Here is a 21,057-nt window from a genome sequence, read left to right on the forward strand (position 1 = left end):
TCGTCGAAACTTCGGCCTTTCACATCTATGCGCGAAATCGTTCTCGATACCGAAACCACTGGCCTCGATCCGCTGCGCGGCGATCGGCTGGTCGAAATCGGCTGCATCGAGATCTTCAACCGCATGCCGACGGGGCAGACGTTTCACCGCTACATTAATCCCGAGCGCGACATGCCGGCGGAAGCCTTTGCCGTGCACGGCCTGTCGACCGAGTTCCTCGCCAGCAAGCCGCTGTTCACCGAAGTGGTCGAGGAGTTCCTGGAATTCATCGGCGACGCACCGCTCGTCATCCACAACGCCTCGTTCGACATCAGCTTCATCAATGCCGAGCTCGACCGCATCAAGCGGCAGCCGATTCTGCGCGAACGGCTGGTGGATACGCTGTTACTGGCCCGCCGCAAGCATCCCGGCGTGTCGAATCGGCTGGACGATCTCTGCTCGCGCTATGCGATCGACAATTCCCGCCGCACCAAGCATGGCGCGCTGCTCGACGCCGAGCTCTTGGCCGAGGTCTATATCGACCTGATCGGCGCGCGGCAGTCGCAACTGATCCTGGCGTCGGAAACCCGCATCACGGTTACCAGCGGGATTGGTGATACGCCACGCCGGCAGCGCGAAATACCGCTGGCGCCGCGAATCACCGAGGCCGAACGCGAAGCCCATCGCGCCTTCATCGCCACCTTGGCCGACAAGCCGATCTGGAACGATTTTCTTCCGGCAATGGCCTAGCGGCAAACAAGCCGCCGCTCGCCTTTTAGCTCGGCTTGGCGCCCGAGGCGGCCTGTGCCGCGGCCTGCCGTTCCATGTTCTGGCGGTACAGGCCGACAAAATCGACGGGATCGAGCATCAAGGGCGGGAAGCCACCGTCGCGCACCGCGGTCGCGATGATCTCGCGCGCGAACGGGAACAACAGCCGCGGGCATTCGATCATAACCAGCGGATGAAGCTGTTCCTGCGGCACGTTGACGATGCGGAACACGCCCGCATAGGCGAGTTCGAAGCTGAACATCACTTTGCCGGCATTTTCAGCCTTGCCCTCGATCGAGAGCGTCACTTCGAACTCGTTTTGCGCGAGATTGTTCGCCGAAACATTGATCTGGATGTTGATCGCCGGCTGCTGCTGTTGCGGTGTCAGCGAGGAGGGCGCGTTCGGATTCTCGAACGACAGGTCCTTGGTGTACTGGGCCAGCACGTTGAGCTGGGGAGGGGCCTGTTCGGGAGGCGCGCCGTTGCCGTTGGTCATGAAAATTTCTCCTGAAGCGCTCGCGAGCGCGGCCCGGGTTCGTCTGAGAATGCGTTTTCCGGGCGAGTGGCTATCATAGCCCCGGCTCATTCCACAAGGACGACGGTTCGGCCGCAGACCAGCCCGGCCGTCAATTGTGGCGGATATGCCTAATACCGTCCCGCCGGCCGCGCAAATGTATCCTAAATAATTGAATGTGCGTGATTTCCGGCCATGATCGGGTTTCCCCTCGTCGCCAAAACGCGCTACAATTGACCCGCGCCAAAACGCGCCATTGGCCGGGCGCAGTTTCATGCCTACATGCTGCAGTCTCGATCGATGATGTAATCTCTGCCGTTCCCAGGGAAATCTCGTAAGAGAGCTTCTCACCAGGGAACGCTCGACCGCCGGAACCGTTGCCGGCGCTGGAACCAGAAAGCGAATACGACGTGGATATTTATACCATCATCTTCCTGGCGCTGGCGGTCTTTATCTTCCTGCGCCTGCGCAGCGTCCTCGGACAGCGCACAGGGAGCGAACGTCCGCCCTATGATCGCGCCGCTCCCAACGTCGTGCAGCGTACGCAGGACAACAACGTCGTTCCCTTGCCGGGTACCGTCATCGACCAGACGCCGCTGGCGCCGAATGCCGATGTTGCGCCGGCTGATCGTTGGAAAGGCATCGCCGAGCCGGGCACGCCGCTCGCCGCAGGCCTCGACGCCATCACCGCCCAGGACTCCTCATTCGATCCGCGGCACTTTCTCTCCGGCGCCCGCAGCGCCTACGAGATGATCGTGCTGGCCTTCGCCAATGGCGACCGCCGGGCGCTGAAGGATCTCCTGTCGAGCGAAGTCTATGAGAGCTTCGAGGCCGTGATCAAGGATCGCGAGAAGCACGAGCAGAAAACCGAAACGCGGTTTGTTTCGATCGACAAGGCCGAGCTGGTGAGTGCGGAAGCCCGCGACCGCGCGGCGCAACTGACGGTTCGCTTCGTGTCGCAGATGATTTCGGTCACACGCGACAAGACCGGCGCCATTGTCGATGGCAACCCCGATAAGGTCGCCGATATCACCGATGTCTGGACTTTCGCCCGCGACACGAGCTCTCGCGATCCGAACTGGAAGCTGGTTGGCACTGGAAGCGCGGGCTAAGACGCGAAGCCTTGCGGGGCTTGCGTTGGGCGTGCTCGCTTTGGCGTGCTCGATCGCACCATCGGATGCCGCAGCAGTGCGGCATTCACGCGCGCAAAGGCCTTCGCATCCGCAGCCCGTCCGCCACCTGCCATACCCACCGCTCGAATTCCCGTTTCAGATTAGCGGCGGCCAGTATGCGCCGGTCGCCTGGTCCGAGATCGCGGGCTGGCGCGAGGACGATCATCTCGCCGCCTACAAGGCATTTCGCACGAGCTGCAGGCCGATAGCGGCGCAGCAGAAGCCGCCTGCCGATCCAAAGGCACTCGGTATGTCGCTCCGCGATCCCTGCCGTATCGCCAAGGGTCTCGAACTATCAGATGGCGTGAAGGCGAGGGCTTTCTTCGAGGAGCACTTTCTTCCCTTACGCATTTCGCGGCTTGGTGAAGGCGAGGGTTTTGTTACCGGCTATTACGAACCCATCGTCGACGGCTCACGGACGGAGAACGAGGTCTACAAGGTGCCGGTCTATCGCCGGCCCTCGAACCTGTTCGTCCGGGGCACCACGCAGAGCTCGGCCGGCCTGCCCAACAAGGGCCAGGTGTTCCGCAAGATCGGCCGCCGCAAGCTAGTACCCTATTACGATCGCGCCGAGATCGAGGATGGCGTAATCGCCGGCCGCGGCCTGGAAATCTGCTGGCTGAAGGACCAGACCGACCTGCTGTTCTCGCAGATCCAAGGCTCGGCGCGGGTCAGCCTCGACGACGGCTCGACCGTTCGCATCAACTACGATGCGCATAATGGTTTTCCGTATACGCCGGTCGGCCGCATCCTGATCGAACGCAACATCATCCCCAAGGATCAGATGTCGATGCAGAAGATCCGGGAATGGATGGAACAGAATCCCAATGAGGCCGAGGAGGTGCGGCGGCAGAACAAGTCGTACGTCTTCTTCCGCGAGGTGCAGCTTTCCGACAAGGATGAGGCGGTTGGCGCCCAGGGCGTGCCGTTGACGCCGGGGCGGTCGATCGCGGTCGACAAATCGCTGCACGTCTATGGCACGCCGTTCTTCATCGAGGGCGAACTGCCGATCGAATCGGAGCGATCGAAGACACCGTTTCGCCGCCTGATGATTGCGCAGGACACCGGCTCCGCCATCGTCGGGCCCGCGCGCGCCGATCTCTACTTCGGCGCCGGCCTCGACGCCGGCAAGGTGTCCGGCCGCCTCCGCCACAATGCCCGCTTCGTGATCCTGGTGCCGAAGAGCCTTGATCCGGTGGCGCGTGGCCGCAAGATGCCGGTGCCGGACGAGCGACCGTCGGAGACGATCGCAAGACTATTCCCGCAAACCGATCCGTTGAAGGATCCGTCCAAGGATCCGAAGAGTGCCGGAAAGCCGTCCGATGTAACGGCGGCGACCAACGCCAAGCCTGCGATGCAGGCGACGACATCGTCCGCAAGCAGGCCCTCGCCGGCGCCGGCCGTCCAGGCCGCCGTAGCAGAGCCAATACCGCTTCCAGAACCGCGGCCGAACGTTGAAGCGGTTTCGGCAAAGCCGCAGCCGCGTCACCTGCGCCGATATCGCCATCGTCGATGAAGCGCCGGTCGTCGAGTTTTATTCCCGAATTGCCGGAGCCGCCGCGCCGCAAGCGCGGCCTGAGCGAAGAGGAGCGCGCGCTGTGGGAGAGCGTCGCCAAGCAGGTCAAGCCGCTGCGCAAGCGGCACCGCGTCTCGAAGCCGTCGGCTGCTCCGGCGGAAACCGAGCACAAGATCGCTCCGAAACCCGCCGCTTCACCGAGGCACGTCGCGCCGGCGCGACTGGTTGCGCCTTCAAAGCCGGAACCACCGCCGCTGGCGCCGATCGGCCGTCGCGAGCGGTCGCATCTGTCGCGCGGTCGCAAGGAGATCGATGCAAGGCTCGACCTGCATGGCATGACGCAGACGCGCGCGCATCGCGCGCTGTTAGGTTTCCTGCAGCGCGCCCATCATGACGGGCTGAGCTTCGTGCTCGTCATCACCGGCAAGGGCAAGGTGGGTACTGAGTCCGAGCGCGGCGTGCTGCGCCGTCAGGTGCCGCAATGGCTCGGACTACCGGAATTCCGCGCCCTGGTGGTCGGCTTCGAGGAAGCCCATATCGGCCATGGCGGCGAGGGTGCCCTGTACGTGCGCGTGCGGCGAGCGCGTTTCTAATCTCGCTTAGAGCGTTTTCAAGCGAAAGCCTGCCCGGGATTTGATCCGGGGTGGACACCGGTTCGCGTCAAGAAAACGCGTCAAAACAAGAAACCGTTGACGGCTACAAAATAAACCGGCTCAGATCCGAGTTCTTGGCGAGATCGCCGATGTGGTTCTGCACGTATTCGGCATCGACCTTGATGGTCTCACCATGACGATCCGGCGCGGCGAATGAAATCTCGTCGAGCACCCGCTCCATCACCGTTTGCAGCCGCCGCGCGCCGATGTTCTCGACCGCCGAGTTGACGGCGACGGCGATATCAGCCAGCGCGTCGATGGCGCCGTCGGTGATATCGAGCGTCACGCCCTCTGTCTGCATCAGCGCGACATATTGCTTGATCAGCGACGCTTCCGGCTCGGTCAGGATGCGGCGCATGTCGTCGCGGGTCAATGCCTCCAACTCGACGCGGATCGGCAGGCGGCCCTGCAATTCCGGCAGCAGATCCGAGGGCTTGGCAATATGAAACGCGCCGGAGGCGATGAACAGGATGTGGTCGGTCTTGACCGCGCCGTGCTTGGTCGTGACGGTGGTGCCTTCGATCAGCGGCAGCAGGTCGCGCTGCACGCCCTCCCGCGAGACGTCGCCGCCGAGGCGGTTTTCGCGCACGCAGATCTTGTCGATCTCGTCGAGGAACACGATGCCGTTGTTCTCGACCGCGGCGATCGCTTCCAGCACGACCTGGTCATTGTCGAGCAACTTGTCGGACTCTTCGTTGACGAGAATCTCGTGCGAGCCTTCAACCGTGAGCCGGCGGGTCTTGGTTCGCCCTCCAAGTTTGCCAAAAATGTCGCCGATCGAGATTGCGCCCATCTGCGCGCCCGGCATCCCCGGAATCTCGAACATCGGCATGCCGCCGGAGGATTGCGTCTCGATCTCGATTTCCTTGTCGTTGAGCTCGCCGGCGCGCAGCTTCTTGCGGAAGGAATCGCGGGTCGCCGGGCTGGAGGCCGGTCCGACCAGCGCGTCCAGCACGCGCTCCTCGGCGGCAAGTTGCGCGCGGGCCTGCACGTCCTTGCGCTTGCGCTCGCGCACCTGCACGATAGCGACCTCGACGAGATCGCGGATGATCTGCTCGACGTCGCGCCCGACATAGCCGACCTCGGTGAATTTCGTGGCCTCGACCTTGATGAAGGGTGCGCCGGCGAGCTTTGCCAGCCGCCGCGCGATCTCGGTCTTGCCGACGCCGGTCGGCCCGATCATCAGGATGTTTTTCGGCAGCACCTCTTCGCGAAGCGAGCCGGTGAGCTTCAGCCGCCGCCAGCGATTGCGCAGCGCGATCGATACCGCGCGCTTGGCGTCGGCCTGGCCGACGATGAAGCGGTCGAGTTCGGAGACGATTTCACGGGGAGAAAAGTCGGTCATGGGTCCTAGGTAGGTGTCCAATGTTGCGAGAGCAAGCGGTGCACGAGGCCGCTAAATGATCGGCGGGCCACCTTGCCAGAGTTTGATCGCCTCGAAGGGGTGAATCAGCATGATAATGTTGAGCGTCAGATTGTCGCGAATGTGGAGCGTCATCACCAGCTCGAACAACATTGCAAGAGCGACGGTGACTGCCACTGGAAGTTTCCTCGCCATCAAGAAGCCACCGATCATGAAGAGCATATCGGAAATCGAATTGACGATGGTATCGCCGAAATAATCCAGCGAGATCGTGCCGGCGCGGTAGCGATTGATGATCCAATCGGAATTCTCGACCAGTTCCCAGCCGCCTTCGACCAGGATGGCGAGTATCAGCCGGCCCTGCCAGGCCAGGCGCGGGAACGCAAGGAAGGCCGCGCCGTAGAACAGGAAGCCGTGCAGGATATGCGATAGCGAATACCAGTCGGCGATGTGCTGGGAGTTTTCCGAACTCTGCACGATGCCGTGCCAGAGCTTGACGTAGCCGCAGGCGCAGATCGGCAGGCGTCCCATCCCGTACAGGATCGCAGCTTGCGCCGCGAGGATGGCGGCTGCGAGTAATGTCCAGTGTAGGCCCGAAAGCGTGACTGGAGCTTTCTCGATACTGTTGGTGGAGGTCATGCGTTGCGGACCATCAATAGAGCGGGGCCATCAGGTGTATCGACCATGCCGACTTTTTCAAAGCCCGCCTTCTCATAGGCACGCACGGCCCGCGTATTGGCCGGATCTGGATCGGTCACAATGCGCGGCGCGCCGCGCTTCAACCGGTTCTCGACGAAGGCCCGGATGAGCGCCGAACCATGGCCGCGTCCGATCATGTCCGGCTCGCCGATGAAGAGGTCGATGCCGCGGGTGCCGCGCGGATGTTCGCCAAAGCCTGAATTCCACGCCGTCAGGTCGTAGCACTGCAGGTAGCCGAAATCGTTACTTCCCGCCGAGACGATGAACTGATCCATCGCCGGTTCATCGAGATCGCCGCTGACCAGTTCATATTGTTCAGAGGGGTCGCCCCACCATTCGCGCACATGCGGCCGCGCGAGCCACTGCCGGATCAACGGCAGGTCGGCCACAGCCATCGGGCGGAAGACATATTCCGGCGCCATGACCGGCGGCTCCCCTCAGAGCGTTTCGATCGTGACGTTCCGGTTGGTGTAGACGCAGATGTCGGCAGCGATATCGAGCGCCCGGCGCACGATGGTCTCGGCATCCTTGTCGGTATCGACCATGGCGCGGGCGGCCGCCAGGGCGTAGTTGCCGCCGGAGCCGATCGCCATCACGCCGGCTTCCGGCTCCAGCACGTCGCCGGTGCCGGTCAGGACCAGCGAGACGTCCTTGTCGGCGACGATCATCATCGCCTCCAGCCGGCGCAGATAGCGGTCGGTCCGCCAGTCCTTGGCGAGTTCGACCGCCGCACGGGTCAATTGCCCCGGATATTGCTCGAGCTTGCTCTCCAGCCGCTCGAACAGGGTGAAGGCATCAGCGGTCGCCCCGGCAAAACCGCCGATCACGTCGCCCTTGCCGATTTTCCGGACCTTTTTGGCGTTGGCCTTGATGACGGTCTGGCCGATCGAGACCTGGCCGTCGCCGCCGATTACCACCTTGCCGCCCTTGCGAACCGTCAAAATCGTGGTGCCGTGCCAGATCGGCAGGTTGTTCTCAGATGCTTGCATGGATCGCCCTCTTTCCAGTCAGATTTAGGGGTTGAGGGGAGGGGTTACAATCGCGCCGTTTCATCCCGAATCCGGTCACCATGGGCCGAAGTTCAGCCCTTCAAACGCCATCCCGCAGTAGCGAAGGTGACATCCGCCTGTTAAAAGGGCCGCGTTTTCGGCCCCAGGCGGCCCAAGGGAAGCAGTTTTCATGCGCACAGCGTCCATCAAGCGCAAGACCAAGGAAACCGACATTGAGGTCGCGGTGAACCTCGATGGCACGGGCGTGTCCAAGATTTCGACCGGCATCGGCTTTTTCGACCATATGCTCGATCTCTTGGCCCGGCATTCCCGCATCGACATCACCGTCAATGCGGATGGCGATCTGCATGTCGACCACCACCACACCACCGAGGACGTCGGCATCGCGCTGGGCCAGGCCGTCAAGCAGGCGCTCGGCACCATGGCCGGCATCACCCGCTATGCCTCGATCCACATGCCGATGGACGAAACGCTCTCGCGCGTCGTCATCGACATTTCGGGCCGGCCGGTACTGGTGTTCAAGGTCGATTTTCCGCGCGACAAGGTCGGTCAGTTCGATACCGAGCTGGTGCGCGAATGGTTCAACGCCTTCACCATCAACGCCGGCGTGACTTTGCACGTCGAGACCTTATATGGCGAGAACAGCCATCATATCGCCGAATCCTGTTTCAAGGGTCTGGCGAGGGCGCTTCGTGCCGCGGTTGCGATCGATCCGCGCGCGGCGGGCGAGGTGCCTTCCACCAAGGGTCAGCTCGGCGGCTGACGCTTGTTCGCGTTTTCGTTCGCGGCGGAGAGATTCGATGCCGGTCTACACAGTGCATGCTCCCATAGCCAATGGCGCCGATCTTCCGGCGACCGACAAATTCGTGTTTGTCCGTGACGGCTTCCATTTCTGGGCTGCGGTCGCGAGCGTGATCTGGCTATTGTGGCATCGGCTGTGGCTGGCGCTGATCGGCTGGATTGTTCTGATGACAGCCGTGCAGTTCGGTATGTGGGCGCTGGGCGCCAGCCGCGGCACGATCTTCGCTGTTGATGTCCTGCTCGCCATCCTGATGGGCCTCGAAGCGGCCAGCCTGCGGCGCTGGACGCTGTCGCGGCGCAAATGGCGCCAGCTCGATATCGTGGTTGCCGACGACGAGGAAGCTGCCGAACACCGCTTCTTCGAACGCTGGACCGGCCGGCAGCGCGGGCTGATCAACGACCAACGGTCGGTCGATCGCGGCGCGCCGCCGCCGACCCGCAACATTCCGGGCCAGTCGTTCTCCAAGCCGCCGCCGCCCTTGCCGCAAGGCGGAATCATCGGCTTGTTTCCGGAGCCGGGAGGGCCACGATGACCGTTGCGATCGTCGATTACGGCTCCGGCAATCTTCACTCTGCGGCAAAGGCCTTTGAGCGCGCCTCGCGGAGCATGGAAGATCCGCAGAAGGTCATGGTGACGCGCGATCCGGACGCCGTGTACCGCGCCGATCGCATCGTGCTGCCGGGCGTCGGTGCCTTCGCCGATTGCCGCCGTGGTCTCGACGCCGTGGACGGCATGCTGGAAGCGATGACGGAAGCGGTGCGCGTCAAGGCCCGGCCGTTCTTCGGCATTTGCGTCGGCATGCAGTTGATGGCGACGCGCGGCAAGGAGCACGTCACGACCGACGGCTTCAACTGGATCGAGGGCGACGTCGAGAGGATTTCGCCGCGCGAGGAAAATCTGAAAATTCCCCATATGGGCTGGAACACGCTCGACCTGGTCCGCGAGCACCCGGTGCTGGAGCGCCTGCCGCTCGGGCCGAAGGGCCGCCATGCCTATTTCGTGCACTCCTATCACCTCAATGCCTCCAATGAGGCCGATGTGCTGGCGCGTGCCGACTACGGCGGGCCGGTGACCGCGATCGTAGGCCGAGACACCGCCATCGGCACGCAGTTTCACCCCGAGAAGAGCCAACGTTTCGGCCTGGCCCTGATCTCGAATTTTTTGAAGTGGAAGCCGTGATCCTCTTTCCTGCCGTCGACCTGAAAAACGGCCAATGCGTGCGTCTCGAGCAGGGCGACATGGCGCGCGCGACCGTGTTCAACCTCGATCCCGCGGCGCAGGCGCGCGCTTTTGCCGAGCAGGGGTTTGAATATCTCCACGTCGTCGATCTCGATGGTGCCTTTGCCGGCAAGCCGATGAACGCGCTGGCGGTCGAGGCGATGCTCAAAGCGGTCACCATGCCGGTGCAGCTCGGCGGCGGCATCCGCGATCTCAAGACGGTGGAAGCCTGGCTCGACAAGGGCATCGCGCGGGTCATCATCGGCACGGCGGCGGTGCGCGATCCGGAGCTGGTGAAGGGCGCGGCGAAAAAATTTCCCGGCCGCGTCGCGGTCGGACTCGACGCGCGCGACGGCAAGGTTGCGGTGGAAGGCTGGGCCGAGACCTCGCAGGTGACCGCGCTCGAAATCGCGCAACGGTTCGAGGATGCCGGCGTCGCTGCCATCATTTTCACCGACATCGCGCGCGACGGCCTGTTGAAGGGCCTGAACCTCGATGCCACGGTCGCGCTCGCAGAGCGCATTTCCATTCCCGTGATCGCATCCGGCGGGTTTGCTTCCATTGAGGACGTCAAGGCGCTGCTCGAGCCGCGCGCCAAGAAGCTCGCCGGCGCCATTGCCGGCCGCGCGCTCTATGATGGGCGGCTGGATCCCGCCGCCGCTTTGACGTTGATCCGCAACGCGCGCGCCTAGGAGTTTTGTGATGTTCAAGGTCCGCGTCATCCCCTGTCTCGACGTCAAGGACGGCCGCGTGGTCAAGGGCGTCAACTTCGTCGACCTGCGCGACGCCGGTGATCCTGTCGAGGCGGCGATTGCATATGACGCGGCCGGCGCCGACGAATTGTGCTTCCTCGACATCACCGCCACCCACGAAAACCGTGGCATCATGCTCGATGTCGTGCGGCGCACGGCGGAAGCCTGCTTCATGCCGCTGACGGTCGGCGGCGGGGTCCGGACCATCGAGGACATCAAGACGCTGCTGCGTTCGGGCGCCGACAAGGTCTCGATCAACTCGGCCGCCGTCGCTAACCGCGAGTTCGTCAAGCAGGCGGCGGAAAAATTCGGCGAGCAGTGCATCGTGGTGGCGATCGACGCCAAGCGGGTCAAGCGCGGCGGTGGCTCGGACCGCTGGGAGATTTTTACCCATGGCGGGCGCAACTCCACCGGGATCGACGCCATCGAATACGCGCAGGAAGTTGTCTCGCTCGGCGCCGGCGAGATTCTGTTGACCTCGATGGATCGCGACGGCACCCGCCAAGGCTTCGACCTGCCGCTGACGCAGGCCATCGCCGACAGTGTCCCCGTACCGGTCATCGCCTCCGGCGGCGTCGGCAATCTCGACCACCTCGTCGATGGCATCCGCCAGGGCCACGCCACCGCAGTGCTGGCGGCCTCGATATTCCACTTCGGCGAATTTACCATACGCCAAGCCAAGGAGCACATGGTGCGCGCCGGGCTGCCGATGCGGCTCGATCCCTGACGACTCCCTGTCACAAAAGTGCTAAGCCCTGCATAGGGACAGCGACCCGGCCTTTGGGCGGGCGCGAGTGTTGAGTTCGGTTGATGTCGCGTTTCACGATCCATGATCTGGCCGCCACCATCGATGCACGGGCCGCATCGGGAGGAGAGGCGTCCTACACCCGCAAATTGCTCGACAGGGGGGCGGAGCACTGCGCCAAGAAGCTGGGCGAGGAAGCGGTCGAGACCGTGATCGCGGCGATCGAGAACGACCGCAGTCACCTGATTGCCGAAAGCGCTGACCTGCTGTTTCACCTGCTGGTGTTGTTGAAGTCGCGGGGCGTGAAGCTGGAGGACGTCGAAGCCGCGCTGGCGCAGCGGACCTCGATGTCCGGGCTTGAGGAGAAGGCGTCGCGCAAGCGCGACTGACCGAGAGGGCAACGCATGGATATCCGGGCTCCCGATCAGCAATACAATCCGTACCGCATCTTCACCCGCGAGCAGTGGGCGCGGCTGCGCGACGACACGCCGATGACGCTGGAGCCTGGCGAATTCGAGCGGCTGCGTTCGATGCATGACCGCCTCGATCTGCAGGAGGTCGAGGACATCTACCTGCCGCTGTCGCGCCTGTTGTCGATCTATGTCGATGCGACCGATCGGCTCTTCCGGGCGCAGCGCCAGTTTCTCGGCATCCGCGACCGCAAGGTCCCCTACATCATCGGCGTCGCCGGCTCGGTCGCGGCCGGCAAATCGACCACTGCGCGCGTGCTGCAGGCGCTGCTGGCGCGCTGGTCGCCGCGGCCGAAGGTCGACCTGGTGACGACCGACGGTTTCCTGTTTCCCAACGCCGTGCTCGAGCGGCAGGGGATGATGCAGAAAAAGGGCTTTCCCGAGAGCTACGATCTGCCGATGCTGCTGGCGTTTCTTTCCGACATCAAAGCCGGTCGCAGACCGGTGCGCGCGCCGGTCTACTCGCATCTGGTCTACGACATCGTGCCGAACGAGTGGATCGAGGTCGATCGTCCGGACATCCTGATCGTCGAGGGCGTCAACGTCCTGCAGACCGGCCGACTGCCGCGCGACGGCAAGGCGGTGCCCGTGGTGTCGGACTTCTTCGACTTCTCCGTCTATATCGACGCCGAGGAGCCGGTGCTGCGCGAATGGTATGTGCGGCGCTTCCTGGCGCTCAGGGATACCGCGTTCCACGATCCGAAATCATATTTTCATCGCTACGCGGTACTCTCCGACGAGGAGGCGACCGCGACCGCGATCGCGATCTGGGAGCGCACCAACCTCGCCAATCTCGAGGACAATATTTTGCCGACGCGTCCGCGCGCGACGCTGATCCTGAAAAAGCGCGCCGATCATCTGGTCGAGACGGTCGCTCTGCGGCGGCTGTGATTGCTGTCGTCCCTGCGAACGCAGGGACCCATACCCCGCGGCTTTTCTTTGGGCAGGTGGGTAGACGACTTTTGCTTATCACTAAGTCTTGGGGTTATGGGTCCTTGCGTTCGCAGGCACGACGTCGAGTTTGTTCGACCTCACGCCGCGATGTGCCGTGACGCGATCAGCCCGGCGAGCGCCTCGGCGAGTTTTTCGCGGTCGAGCGGCTTGATCAGGAATCCGTCCATGCCGGCCTCGAAGCAGGCGTAGCGATCTTCCACCAGCGTGTTGGCGGTGAGCGCGAGGATCGGCGTTCGGCTATTCGGCTCGCCGGATTCGAGGCTACGAATCCGTTTGGTGGTTTCGATGCCGTTGAGCTGCGGCATCTGGATGTCCATCAGGACGAGATCGTAGGGACTGCCCGCGGATTTCGCCGAGAGCCAGGACTCCAGCGCCTCGGCGCCGTCGGTGGTGATGACGGCATGATGGCCGAGCCGGCCGAGCAGCGATCGGATCAACAGCGCATTGATCTGGTTGTCCTCGGCAACCAGGATCGACAGGCCCTTGGCTGACGGCGCGGCGGGCGTCTCGCTCGGGTCGATGGCCGGATCCAGGCTCGGTGCGGCCACTTCCGGCGCGGCCGTCATGCGCGCCGCGAGCGAGGCTGCACGCAGCGGTTTGACCAGATAGCCGGTGAGGGCGGAAGTGGCGGATGGTTGCATTTCGTGCCGCGTCGCCGGCGTGAACATCACTATGCGCTGGGTGGCATGCAGGCGCGCAGCTTCGCCAAGCCGTTCGATTTCGGCGAGCCCCAGCGCGTGATCGATCAGCACGGCGTGCCAGGCGCGCTCGGGCAGCAGGGCCTCTGCGACGTTGGCGTCTGATACCATGCAGGTCTGCCCACCCCAGCGCTGCAGCCGCCGCGCGGTCAGCGAGGCCTCGATGCTCGCGGGCGAGACCAGCATGATCGAGTTGCCGGAAAGATCCGGCGCCGCAAAGGAGATTTGCTCACCGCCCGCGGCGGCAAGGGGCAGCGACACTTCGAATGTCGAGCCCATGCCCGGCGTGCTCTCCAGCGCGATGCAGCCGCCCATGCGCTTGACGATACGGTCGGAGATGCTCAAGCCGAGACCGGTGCCGCCGTAGCTGCGGGCGATCTTGTCGTCGGCCTGCTCGAACTCGCGAAAGATCCGCTCGCGTGCCTCGGGGGCGATGCCGATGCCGGTATCGCGGACCAGGAAACTGATCTCGTTGGGCCAGATGCCGGGTTCGACGATCAGGGCAACACCGCCGGTTGAGGTGAATTTTATCGCATTGCCGGCGAGATTGAGCAGCACCTGCCTCAAGCGAGCTGCATCGCCGATCACGTGCGTCGGCAGCCGCTCGTCGACATAGGCGGCCACCTCGATCTTCTTGGCCTCCGCGCGCGGCGCGAGCAATTCGGTGATGTCCTCGATCAGGCCCGACAAGGCGAACGGACGATGTTCGAGGTCGATCTTGCCGGCCTCGATCTTGGAATAATCCAGCAGTTCCTCGATCAGCGAGAGCAGCGCGTCGCCGGAAGTCTTCACCGCCTTGACATAGGTCGCCTGTTCCGGCGTCAGCGGCGTGTCCATCAACAGGCCGCTCATGCCGATGATGCCGTTGAGCGGTGTGCGGATCTCGTGGCTCGCCATCGCGAGGAAGCGCGACTTGGCGCGGCTTGCCGCGTCCGCCTGGTCGCGGGCCTCGGTCAGCGCGCGTTCGCTCTCGGTGCGGTCGGTAACGTCGCGGCCGACGCTTTGCATTTCCGCCCGCTCGCCGGCGTCGTTGCGGACGAACCCTTCGCGCCAGGCGATCCAGCGCGGGCCGAGCGGCCCCTCGATTTGCTGGTCGTGAACGCGGGTGCCGTTCGGCTCGAGCGCGGTATCGCCCTGTTCGAGAATGGTAAGCGCGAAACGGCTGCCGATCAGCGCGTCGCGCGGCATTTGCGCCAGCGCGCAATAGGCGTCGTTGGCGTAGGTGATGCGACCCTCGCCGTCGCGCAGCACGATCAGGTCACCCTGCGATTCGAACAGCCGCCGGGTACGCTGCTCGGCTTCCTGCAATTCCCAGTTCCGGTCGGCCAACGCTTCATTATGCAGCGCGACCTTGCGCATCTTCTTGCGCAGCAGGCGGAGCCGGACGCTGAAGGCGGCGAGCGCGACGCAGGCGACCGCAAACAGGAAGGCGACGCCAATCGCAAAAGAGTGCGGATCATAGCCGGAGTTTTCCGCCTTGGCTCCGGTGATGAAGCCAAAGGCCCCGCCGAACACGGCCGAGAAGATCATGACGGAGCGCAGCGCGAAGGTGAGCCAGGGATGACGGCGGCCGAAGCGGCGAAAGGCAAGTTTGATCCGGAAAGTCCGTCCCATCGCCAATGACCCTAAGCTTGCTGCTTGAATTGAACCGGCCTGCTTCGCCGCCTCTCTCGAAGATGCGTCGCCGATGTTGCAAAGTGCTTGAGGCTCCCAGCGCATGACGGCCGCGATGAGAACAGGGTGAATGAAAGGTTAACCGAGCATGGTCCGGACCCGGAGGGCCGCGTTCGCGCAAAGTGGGAACCGGTTTTCCGAAAACACGATGCCCCGAACCTAGAGCGATGCCGCTTCGATGCGGTGGCGCTCGCCGCGAGCGCCGACGATCAGGGCGGCGGCATCGAGCAGCGAAAAGCTCTTCGAGGACACGAAGATGCGGTGGTCGGCCGGTCCATCCCTGGAAAGGTAGATCACCGGATCGGAGCCTGAGGGATTGCGGGAGATCGCGACCAGAAGCGGTGGCGCGTTGCTCGCGCAGGCACCGGCTTCGGCCGTATCGATATCGTCGATCACGGTGAAGTCGGCCGCTTCCGCGTTGTCGGTAATCTGGACTCGCACCGTCGCGCGGCCTGGATCGCTGGTGAAACTGACGTGCCGGTGCGCCTGCCAGGAGAGGGCGGCGATCTGGACGGAAGTGCCTGATAGTTCGATGCAGGGCCGCGGGCCGGCCAAAAATTCGCCGCGCGCGAACAGGGCGACAATTGCCAGCGGAATCACCGAGGCCAGGATCTTCAAACGCAACATGACACGCTACTCGCTCACCATAAGTCCGCGACATGGGACCTATGGTTGGCAGAGGGTAAAGGAAACTAGTTACCGCCGCGTTGACGCTGGTTGTTCTTTCTGGCGGCAGCATCCTGGTCGCGAGAGAGACGAGAGATCCGACGTCGCTTGGCCGGCCGACGGCCGCAGTTCTACGCCGCCCGTCGCAGATCCTCCGCCAGCACGCGATACGATAGCGCCTCCGCCAGATGCAGCCGGCCGATCTTTTCTGCACGATCGAGGTCGGCGAGCGTGCGCGCGACGCGCAGCACGCGGTGATAGCCGCGCGCGGTCAGCTTCATGGTTTCGGCGGCGTCGCGCAGCAGCTTTTGGCCTTGTGCATCCGGCTGCGCGATCGTTTCCAGCAGCGAAGCCGGCGCTTCGGCATTGGTGCGGATATGCGGCATGCCGGCCGCTGCATAGCGCGCGAGCTGGATGTCGCGCGCCGCGGCGACGCGGGCTGCGACTTCGGCTGAGCCTTCGGAAGGCGGCGGCAGGATCAGGTCGGCGGCGGTGACCGCCGGCACCTCGATCCGCAGGTCGATGCGATCCATCAGCGGGCCGGAGATGCGCATCTGGTAATCCGCGGTGCAGCGGTCGACCGGCGCGCGCCTGCAGGAATAGCCGGGATCATAGGCCTGGCCACAGCGGCAGGGATTCATCGCCGCAACCAGCATGAAGCGCGCGGGGTAGGTGACGCGGTGGTTGGCGCGGGACACCGAGACCTCGCCGTTCTCCAGCGGCTGGCGCAGCGAGTCGAGCACGCGCGGATCGAACTCGGGCAGTTCGTCGAGGAACAGCACGCCCTGATGCGCCAGCGAAATCTCGCCAGGTTTTGCGCGCAGGCCGCCGCCGGTCAGCGCAGCCATGCTGGCGGAATGATGCGGTGCGCGGAACGGCCGCCGCGCGGTCAGCGCGCCGTCGCGGATTTCGCCGGCGACGGAGGCGATCATCGACACTTCCAAAAGTTCGGATGGCGACAGCGGCGGCAGGATCGAAGGCAGCCGCGCCGCCAGCATCGACTTGCCCGCACCGGGCGAGCCGATCATCAGCAAATGATGTCCGCCGGCCGCCGCGATCTCCAGCGCGCGCTTGGCACTCTCCTGGCCCTTGATATCGCGCAAGTCCAGATGCGTTGCTTCCGGCTCGTGCACTTTCGGCTGCGGCCGCGACAGCACCTGCGTGCCTTTAAAATGGTTGGCAATCTGGATCAGCGATTTGGCCGCGATGATCTGGATGTCCGGGCTCGCCCAAGCCGCTTCTGAGCCGCACGCCGCGGGACAGATCAGCCCCTCCTCGCGCGCGTTCGCGCCGATCGCTGCCGGCAACACGCCGGCAACGGCTGCAATCGAGCCATCGAGCCCGAGTTCGCCCAGCACGGTGAAGCCGTTGAGCGCATCCGGCGGGATCGCGCCGATCGCCGCCATCAGGCCGAGCGCGATCGGCAGATCGTAATGACTGCCTTCCTTCGGCAGATCGGCCGGCGCGAGATTGACGATGATCCGCCGCGCCGGCAGGGCCAGCCCCGAGGCGATCAGCGCCGAGCGCACCCGCTCACGCGCCTCCGACACCGCCTTGTCGGGCAGGCCGACAATCGCAAACGCCGGCAGCCCAGGCGCTACCTGCACCTGCACGTCGACCGCGCGAGCCTCGATCCCTTCAAAAGCTACGGTAGATACCCGCGCAACCATGCTGCCCCCCGCGACGCAATCGAAGGTAGCGTGGAACCGGGGAGCAAGTCAAGAACATTAAGAGAACATCATGCGCCTCGGGCCTGCCAATGCACTTCCTGCATCGACATGCCGGTGCTCAATCGATCGTCGACATTTCGACCCGCGTTAGCGCTCCGTTCGCATGTACGGGCTGTGCTCAGAAACAAGCTTCAGCGCCGGATCATCAGCGAGAACGCGCACCGCCTCTGTCCTTGCAGGGCTCTCATTCTCGGAGTTACCCCGGACGCTCCACACAGCGAGCCAGACGACGAGCATTCCGGCTCCGATAGCTACCATATCCTTGGTCATTTGCCGGGCCTCCAAACTGGCTGCCAAGCGCTGAGGAAAGACCAATTTCGGCGAAGCGGGATGGTTCCTAAGATGGGCCTTTCGATGAAGGCCCTCGACGAAGCATCTCAGCCGCACGCATGCAGGTGTGCGGCAGCACCTGGATGATCCAGGGCCGACCACCGGCCGACCCCAAAATCAAGCGTTCTTCTCAGAGCTGCATGTTCATCGGTTCGGGATAGTACCTAAAACCGTCGCCGTTCTTGGCGACATGGCCGTAGCCGGGCCAGGCGAAGTGATAGGACATAACCGGGATCTTCTGGGCGGCGAGCATGTCCAGCATCTTCACCCGCGAGGCGGCCGCCTGCTTTGGGTCGCTGTCGTAGGCGAATTCCATCCGCGGTTTCTCCAACAGCAGCACCGCGTGATGCGAGAGGTCGCCGAGGAAGCAGAAGGATTTGCCCTTCGAACTGACCATGAAGATGGTGTGGCCAACGGTGTGGCCGGGCGCTGCGAGCGCGGTGACGCCGGGCAAGAATTCCTGGTTGTCCTTGATGAAGACGATGCGGTCGCGCACCGGCATCAGGTTCTTGCGTGCGTGGATGATAAAATCCTTCAACGGACTGCCGAGCTTGCCTTCATCGGTCCAGAAATCGAAATCGCTCTGGGCGATATAGACCTGCGCGTTCGGGAATAGCGGCTTGTCGTCGGCGCCGACCAGGCCGCCGATGTGATCGATATGGGCGTGCGAGCACACCACGGCGTCGATGTCTCCAGGCTTGATGCCGGCCGCCATCATGTTCTTCTGCTGCTGGCCGGTGGTCGGGCCAAATGCCTTTGACGTGCCCATGCCGGTATCGAACAGGATCAGCTTGTCACCGGTGTTCACGATCGGCGAGTTCTGTTCGAGCACGACGTTGTCCGGATTGAGGAAATTGTCGGACAGCATCTTTTTCACTTCCTCCTTCGGCACGCCGGTAAATGTGCCGGAGGGATCGCCGAGCGGCAACGGGCCGTCCGAGACGACGGTGACTTCGGCGTCGCCGAGTATGAAGCGGTGCCAGTAGGGCGTCTGCGTGCCGAGTTTTGGCGCCTTGGCCAGAGCGCTGCCTCCGAGCATCGTTGTCGCACCGAACCCGGCGCTGAGCGCAAGCAAAGACCGTCGCGAAAGATTCGTCGTCATGCCTCTTCCTCCACTAATTTTATTGATTGCAGTACGTGCCCGGACGAAGTCATCCGTGGCTGCAGGCTGCTCCCGCTTCCCGAAATTGGCAAGTGGGACGAGGAGGCACGACAGGGATGCGAAAATGACGATGGCCCACCGTATCGCGTCGCAGCGATTTTGCAGGACAGATTTTGAAGATCAGCATCGACAGCTACCAATCGTAGTCGTCGTACATCCACTCCCTCGGGTATCGAGGCCGCGATCTCGCTTGCGGCGGCGACCGCTCTGGTTTGCGCAAGGTCGGAGCCGGCTGGGCCGGACGCGCTGACGTCTTGGGCGGGGTCTGCTCGGAGACCTTCGCGAGATCGCGTTTCATCTCTTCCTGGCTCGTCTTCAACTCCCCAATGGCTTTTGCGTTGTCGCTGGCCATTTGTTGCTGGTTCGCCTTGAGCTGCTCGATGTTTCGCTCCAGGTTCGCGAGATCGCGCGCGATCGTTTGCAGCAACTGAGTCTGGTCGGGAACAGCCGTTGTAGTTGGCGGCGGGGCGTCTTGTGGTGGTGCAGCCTGAGCCAAGGTTGGTGCTTGCGGTGGTGCTGCTTGCGGTGAGGACGCTTGCGGTGGTGCTGTCTCCGCGGCGGCCAGTTGAACGGTAGACGGAGCGGGCTGCGCGGGAATTGGTGGAGTTTCCGGCGGCAATGATGGAGATGAAACGGGCTGCGGCGCCCACCAAGCGACAACCTGCTTGGCTCCGCCGCTATAGGATGCCTGCAAAACCAGCGCAGCGACAATGATGCATGCCGCCAGGGGCAACGCGGCGAGGGTGCGGAGCGCCAGCGTTCTGGGTGATTGCGGACCAGGTCGCGGCGATGTCGGGTCGGGTCGCGCCGAAGACGGATGCGCGGCATCGCGCTCCATTTTTGCAACCTGTTCAGTTAAACGTGCGAGCTGCTCATCCGCGCGCTTGATCTGTTCGCGGGCGTGCGCGAGCTTCTCATCGGCGTGCGCGGCCACGGTATCGTGGGGTTCAGTTTCTTTCGGCGTAGGTGTGGAGTTCATTGGCGTTTCCTTTCCGTCCAATGTCATCCGAAGGTGGCCGGTTGAGCATCCGGCAGCGCTCCGTGCAGTTTTGCCCAAAGAATGGCCGCATGATGGTAGAACATGGGATCACATGGCGCGTCCTGCAATCCGGCGGGCCATTCCCGGCGGCGTAGCAGAACGGTGCCGCGGCTCTCCTCCTCGGTTCCAATCGAGCCGGCAGGAGGCGCACGCAATTCATGCGGTATAAGTCGCGTATGAACGCGCAGCGAAACTATTTCCCGGTGCGCTTCTTCTCGATGGTATCCCAGATCTTCCCGGCAACGTCCGGACCGTTGAGACGTTGGATCGCGCGGATGCCGGTCGGACAGGTCACGTTGATCTCGGTGAGGTTGCCGTCGATCACGTCGATGCCGACGAACAGCAGGCCGCTTTCGCGCAACTGCGGGCCCAGCGTGTCGCAAATCTCGCGCTCGCGCGGGGTAAGGTCGGTCGCCTGCGCTGCGCCGCCGCGCACCATATTGGAGCGGAGGTCGTCGGGAGCGGGGACGCGGTTGACGGCACCGGCGAACTCGCCGTCGACCAGGATGATGCGCTTGTCGCCGTGCTTCACCTCGGGGAGGAAGCGCTGGATCACCCAGGGCTCCCTGAAGGTGACGGAAAACATGTCGAACAGCGAGCCGAAATTCATGTCCTGAGGCATCACGCGAAACACCGCCGCGCCGCCATGGCCGTGCAGCGGCTTCATGACGACCGCGCCATGCTCGTCGCGGAACGAATTGATTTCATCGAGATCGCGCGAGATCAGCGTCGGCGGCATTAGCTGCGGAAAGTTCAGCACGAACATCTTTTCCGGCGCGTTGCGCACGCTGGCGGGATCGTTGACGACCAGCGTCCTTGGATGGATTCGTTCCAGCAAATGCGTCGAGGTGATATAGGCGATATCGAACGGCGGCTCCTGCCGCAACAGGATGACGTCGAAGGCTTCGAGCCGCTCGCGCTTTGGCTCTCCCAGTGTAAAGTGATCGCCGACCTCGTCGCGCACGGTGAGGTGCTGCACCGGCGCCACCAGCTCCTCGCCGCGCAGCGAAAGCTGGTCCGGCGTAAAATAGGAAAGGCTGTGGCCGCGCTTTTGCGCTTCCAGCATCAGGGCAAAGGTCGAATCGCCGCGGATGTTGATACGCGCGATGGGGTCCATCTGGACGGCGACATTCAGTTTCATGA

23 protein-coding genes are annotated in these 21,057 nt (G+C 63.6%); 11 read left to right on the forward strand and 12 right to left on the reverse strand.

Going from position 1 to position 21,057, the window contains the following annotated elements; genetic code table 11:
• Positions 1-27 precede the first annotated feature (27 nt).
• Positions 28-729: a DNA polymerase III subunit epsilon gene (gene dnaQ / locus KJQ96_RS10885; RefSeq protein ID WP_213286628.1), complete on the forward strand. Its 702-nt coding sequence runs from the start codon at positions 28-30 to the stop codon at positions 727-729.
• A 25-nt stretch (positions 730-754) separates the two neighbouring features.
• On the opposite strand, the gene secB is transcribed toward dnaQ, so the two are convergent.
• On the reverse strand, positions 755-1,243 hold the full coding sequence (secB, locus tag KJQ96_RS10890) for a protein-export chaperone SecB (protein ID WP_213286629.1): 489 nt from the start codon (positions 1,241-1,243) through the stop codon (positions 755-757).
• A gap of 428 nt (positions 1,244-1,671) precedes the next feature.
• Between secB and KJQ96_RS10895 the strand changes: the two genes are divergently transcribed.
• Genes KJQ96_RS10895 through KJQ96_RS10905 form a run of 3 tightly spaced genes read left to right on the forward strand, consistent with a single transcriptional unit; the run spans position 1,672 to position 4,542 of the window.
• Positions 1,672-2,373 (forward strand): Tim44/TimA family putative adaptor protein, encoded by a 702-nt coding sequence (locus KJQ96_RS10895; RefSeq protein WP_213286630.1) that lies wholly within the window; start codon positions 1,672-1,674, stop codon positions 2,371-2,373.
• Entirely contained in the window at positions 2,351-3,949 is a 1,599-nt protein-coding gene (locus tag KJQ96_RS10900) for an MltA domain-containing protein (protein ID WP_309142396.1), read from the forward strand. Before KJQ96_RS10895 ends, KJQ96_RS10900 begins: the two co-directional genes overlap by 23 nt.
• Positions 3,946-4,542 (forward strand): Smr/MutS family protein, encoded by a 597-nt coding sequence (locus KJQ96_RS10905; protein ID WP_213286632.1) that lies wholly within the window; start codon positions 3,946-3,948, stop codon positions 4,540-4,542. The genes KJQ96_RS10900 and KJQ96_RS10905 overlap by 4 nt, the downstream gene beginning before the upstream one ends.
• A 103-nt stretch (positions 4,543-4,645) precedes the next feature.
• Here the strand turns inward: KJQ96_RS10905 and hslU are convergent, their stop codons facing one another.
• Genes hslU through hslV form a run of 4 tightly spaced genes read right to left on the reverse strand, consistent with a single transcriptional unit; the run spans position 4,646 to position 7,653 of the window.
• Complete coding sequence (hslU, locus tag KJQ96_RS10910) at positions 4,646-5,947, reverse strand: ATP-dependent protease ATPase subunit HslU (RefSeq protein WP_213286633.1); 1,302 nt, start codon at positions 5,945-5,947, stop codon at positions 4,646-4,648.
• A 51-nt stretch (positions 5,948-5,998) separates the two neighbouring features.
• On the reverse strand, positions 5,999-6,604 hold the full coding sequence (locus tag KJQ96_RS10915) for a DUF2585 domain-containing protein (protein WP_213286634.1): 606 nt from the start codon (positions 6,602-6,604) through the stop codon (positions 5,999-6,001).
• Entirely contained in the window at positions 6,601-7,086 is a 486-nt protein-coding gene (locus KJQ96_RS10920; RefSeq protein ID WP_213286635.1) for a GNAT family N-acetyltransferase, read from the reverse strand. Before KJQ96_RS10920 ends, KJQ96_RS10915 begins: the two co-directional genes overlap by 4 nt.
• A gap of 15 nt (positions 7,087-7,101) precedes the next feature.
• Entirely contained in the window at positions 7,102-7,653 is a 552-nt protein-coding gene (gene hslV, locus KJQ96_RS10925) for an ATP-dependent protease subunit HslV (RefSeq protein WP_028348313.1), read from the reverse strand.
• 190 nt (positions 7,654-7,843) lie between these two features.
• Here hslV and hisB point away from each other — a divergent pair, with 190 nt between their 5' ends.
• The 7 genes from hisB to coaA all read left to right on the forward strand — a co-directional run bounded on the left by hisB (position 7,844) and on the right by coaA (position 12,552).
• Positions 7,844-8,437, forward strand: coding sequence for an imidazoleglycerol-phosphate dehydratase HisB (hisB, locus tag KJQ96_RS10930; protein WP_213286636.1), 594 nt, complete (start codon positions 7,844-7,846; stop codon positions 8,435-8,437).
• Positions 8,438-8,474: 37 nt separating this feature from the next.
• On the forward strand, positions 8,475-9,008 hold the full coding sequence (locus tag KJQ96_RS10935) for a DUF2628 domain-containing protein (protein WP_213286637.1): 534 nt from the start codon (positions 8,475-8,477) through the stop codon (positions 9,006-9,008).
• Positions 9,005-9,655, forward strand: a complete 651-nt coding sequence (gene hisH, locus KJQ96_RS10940; RefSeq protein ID WP_213286638.1) for an imidazole glycerol phosphate synthase subunit HisH — start codon at positions 9,005-9,007, stop codon at positions 9,653-9,655. Before KJQ96_RS10935 ends, hisH begins: the two co-directional genes overlap by 4 nt.
• Complete coding sequence (hisA, locus tag KJQ96_RS10945; RefSeq protein ID WP_213286639.1) at positions 9,643-10,386, forward strand: 1-(5-phosphoribosyl)-5-[(5-phosphoribosylamino)methylideneamino]imidazole-4-carboxamide isomerase; 744 nt, start codon at positions 9,643-9,645, stop codon at positions 10,384-10,386. The genes hisH and hisA overlap by 13 nt, the downstream gene beginning before the upstream one ends.
• A gap of 10 nt (positions 10,387-10,396) precedes the next feature.
• Positions 10,397-11,173 carry an imidazole glycerol phosphate synthase subunit HisF gene (gene hisF / locus KJQ96_RS10950; RefSeq protein WP_028348308.1) on the forward strand — a complete coding sequence of 259 codons (777 nt, stop codon included), beginning with the start codon at positions 10,397-10,399 and terminating at the stop codon, positions 11,171-11,173.
• Between the two features lie 83 nt (positions 11,174-11,256).
• A complete protein-coding gene (locus tag KJQ96_RS10955; protein ID WP_213286640.1) occupies positions 11,257-11,580 on the forward strand; it encodes a phosphoribosyl-ATP diphosphatase in 324 nt (107 codons plus the stop codon).
• Positions 11,581-11,595: 15 nt separating this feature from the next.
• Positions 11,596-12,552 carry a type I pantothenate kinase gene (gene coaA, locus KJQ96_RS10960; protein WP_213286641.1) on the forward strand — a complete coding sequence of 319 codons (957 nt, stop codon included), beginning with the start codon at positions 11,596-11,598 and terminating at the stop codon, positions 12,550-12,552.
• A 140-nt stretch (positions 12,553-12,692) separates the two neighbouring features.
• On the opposite strand, the gene KJQ96_RS10965 is transcribed toward coaA, so the two are convergent.
• The 7 genes from KJQ96_RS10965 to gshB all read right to left on the reverse strand — a co-directional run bounded on the left by KJQ96_RS10965 (position 12,693) and on the right by gshB (position 21,055).
• Entirely contained in the window at positions 12,693-14,927 is a 2,235-nt protein-coding gene (locus KJQ96_RS10965) for a PAS domain-containing hybrid sensor histidine kinase/response regulator (protein ID WP_213286642.1), read from the reverse strand.
• Positions 14,928-15,146: 219 nt separating this feature from the next.
• Positions 15,147-15,614 (reverse strand): hypothetical protein, encoded by a 468-nt coding sequence (locus KJQ96_RS10970; RefSeq protein ID WP_213286643.1) that lies wholly within the window; start codon positions 15,612-15,614, stop codon positions 15,147-15,149.
• Positions 15,615-15,784: 170 nt separating this feature from the next.
• Entirely contained in the window at positions 15,785-17,323 is a 1,539-nt protein-coding gene (locus tag KJQ96_RS10975) for a YifB family Mg chelatase-like AAA ATPase (protein WP_213286644.1), read from the reverse strand.
• A 147-nt stretch (positions 17,324-17,470) separates the two neighbouring features.
• The gene (locus KJQ96_RS10980; RefSeq protein WP_213286645.1) at positions 17,471-17,653 is read right to left on the reverse strand and encodes a hypothetical protein; all 183 of its coding nucleotides are present in this window, start codon (positions 17,651-17,653) and stop codon (positions 17,471-17,473) included.
• A gap of 190 nt (positions 17,654-17,843) precedes the next feature.
• The gene (locus tag KJQ96_RS10985; RefSeq protein ID WP_213286646.1) at positions 17,844-18,815 is read right to left on the reverse strand and encodes an MBL fold metallo-hydrolase; all 972 of its coding nucleotides are present in this window, start codon (positions 18,813-18,815) and stop codon (positions 17,844-17,846) included.
• A 193-nt stretch (positions 18,816-19,008) separates the two neighbouring features.
• Positions 19,009-19,875 (reverse strand): hypothetical protein, encoded by an 867-nt coding sequence (locus KJQ96_RS10990; protein WP_213286647.1) that lies wholly within the window; start codon positions 19,873-19,875, stop codon positions 19,009-19,011.
• A 232-nt stretch (positions 19,876-20,107) separates the two neighbouring features.
• Positions 20,108-21,055, reverse strand: coding sequence for a glutathione synthase (gshB, locus tag KJQ96_RS10995; protein WP_213286648.1), 948 nt, complete (start codon positions 21,053-21,055; stop codon positions 20,108-20,110).
• Positions 21,056-21,057: the final 2 nt, after the last annotated feature.

Origin of the sequence: Bradyrhizobium sp. sGM-13 (assembly GCF_018398875.1) — a bacterium.
Taxonomy (GTDB): Bacteria; Pseudomonadota; Alphaproteobacteria; order Rhizobiales; family Xanthobacteraceae; genus Bradyrhizobium.

What these genes read in the sequence shown, in the direction of transcription:
- KJQ96_RS10965 (WP_213286642.1), bottom strand. Translation starts at nt 14,927, where the DNA reads ATGGGACGGACTTTCCGGATCAAACTTGCCTTTCGCCGCTTCGGCCGC.
- KJQ96_RS10980 (WP_213286645.1), bottom strand. Translation starts at nt 17,653, where the DNA reads ATGACCAAGGATATGGTAGCTATCGGAGCCGGAATGCTCGTCGTCTGG.
- hisH (WP_213286638.1), top strand. Translation starts at nt 9,005, where the DNA reads ATGACCGTTGCGATCGTCGATTACGGCTCCGGCAATCTTCACTCTGCG.
- KJQ96_RS10905 (WP_213286632.1), top strand. Translation starts at nt 3,946, where the DNA reads ATGAAGCGCCGGTCGTCGAGTTTTATTCCCGAATTGCCGGAGCCGCCG.
- secB (WP_213286629.1), bottom strand. Translation starts at nt 1,243, where the DNA reads ATGACCAACGGCAACGGCGCGCCTCCCGAACAGGCCCCTCCCCAGCTC.
- KJQ96_RS10975 (WP_213286644.1), bottom strand. Translation starts at nt 17,323, where the DNA reads ATGGTTGCGCGGGTATCTACCGTAGCTTTTGAAGGGATCGAGGCTCGC.
- KJQ96_RS10915 (WP_213286634.1), bottom strand. Translation starts at nt 6,604, where the DNA reads ATGACCTCCACCAACAGTATCGAGAAAGCTCCAGTCACGCTTTCGGGC.
- KJQ96_RS10935 (WP_213286637.1), top strand. Translation starts at nt 8,475, where the DNA reads ATGCCGGTCTACACAGTGCATGCTCCCATAGCCAATGGCGCCGATCTT.
- dnaQ (WP_213286628.1), top strand. Translation starts at nt 28, where the DNA reads ATGCGCGAAATCGTTCTCGATACCGAAACCACTGGCCTCGATCCGCTG.
- KJQ96_RS10955 (WP_213286640.1), top strand. Translation starts at nt 11,257, where the DNA reads ATGTCGCGTTTCACGATCCATGATCTGGCCGCCACCATCGATGCACGG.
- gshB (WP_213286648.1), bottom strand. Translation starts at nt 21,055, where the DNA reads ATGAAACTGAATGTCGCCGTCCAGATGGACCCCATCGCGCGTATCAAC.
- coaA (WP_213286641.1), top strand. Translation starts at nt 11,596, where the DNA reads ATGGATATCCGGGCTCCCGATCAGCAATACAATCCGTACCGCATCTTC.
- hslV (WP_028348313.1), bottom strand. Translation starts at nt 7,653, where the DNA reads ATGCAAGCATCTGAGAACAACCTGCCGATCTGGCACGGCACCACGATT.
- KJQ96_RS10920 (WP_213286635.1), bottom strand. Translation starts at nt 7,086, where the DNA reads ATGGCGCCGGAATATGTCTTCCGCCCGATGGCTGTGGCCGACCTGCCG.
- KJQ96_RS10970 (WP_213286643.1), bottom strand. Translation starts at nt 15,614, where the DNA reads ATGTTGCGTTTGAAGATCCTGGCCTCGGTGATTCCGCTGGCAATTGTC.
- hslU (WP_213286633.1), bottom strand. Translation starts at nt 5,947, where the DNA reads ATGACCGACTTTTCTCCCCGTGAAATCGTCTCCGAACTCGACCGCTTC.
- hisF (WP_028348308.1), top strand. Translation starts at nt 10,397, where the DNA reads ATGTTCAAGGTCCGCGTCATCCCCTGTCTCGACGTCAAGGACGGCCGC.
- hisB (WP_213286636.1), top strand. Translation starts at nt 7,844, where the DNA reads ATGCGCACAGCGTCCATCAAGCGCAAGACCAAGGAAACCGACATTGAG.
- KJQ96_RS10985 (WP_213286646.1), bottom strand. Translation starts at nt 18,815, where the DNA reads ATGACGACGAATCTTTCGCGACGGTCTTTGCTTGCGCTCAGCGCCGGG.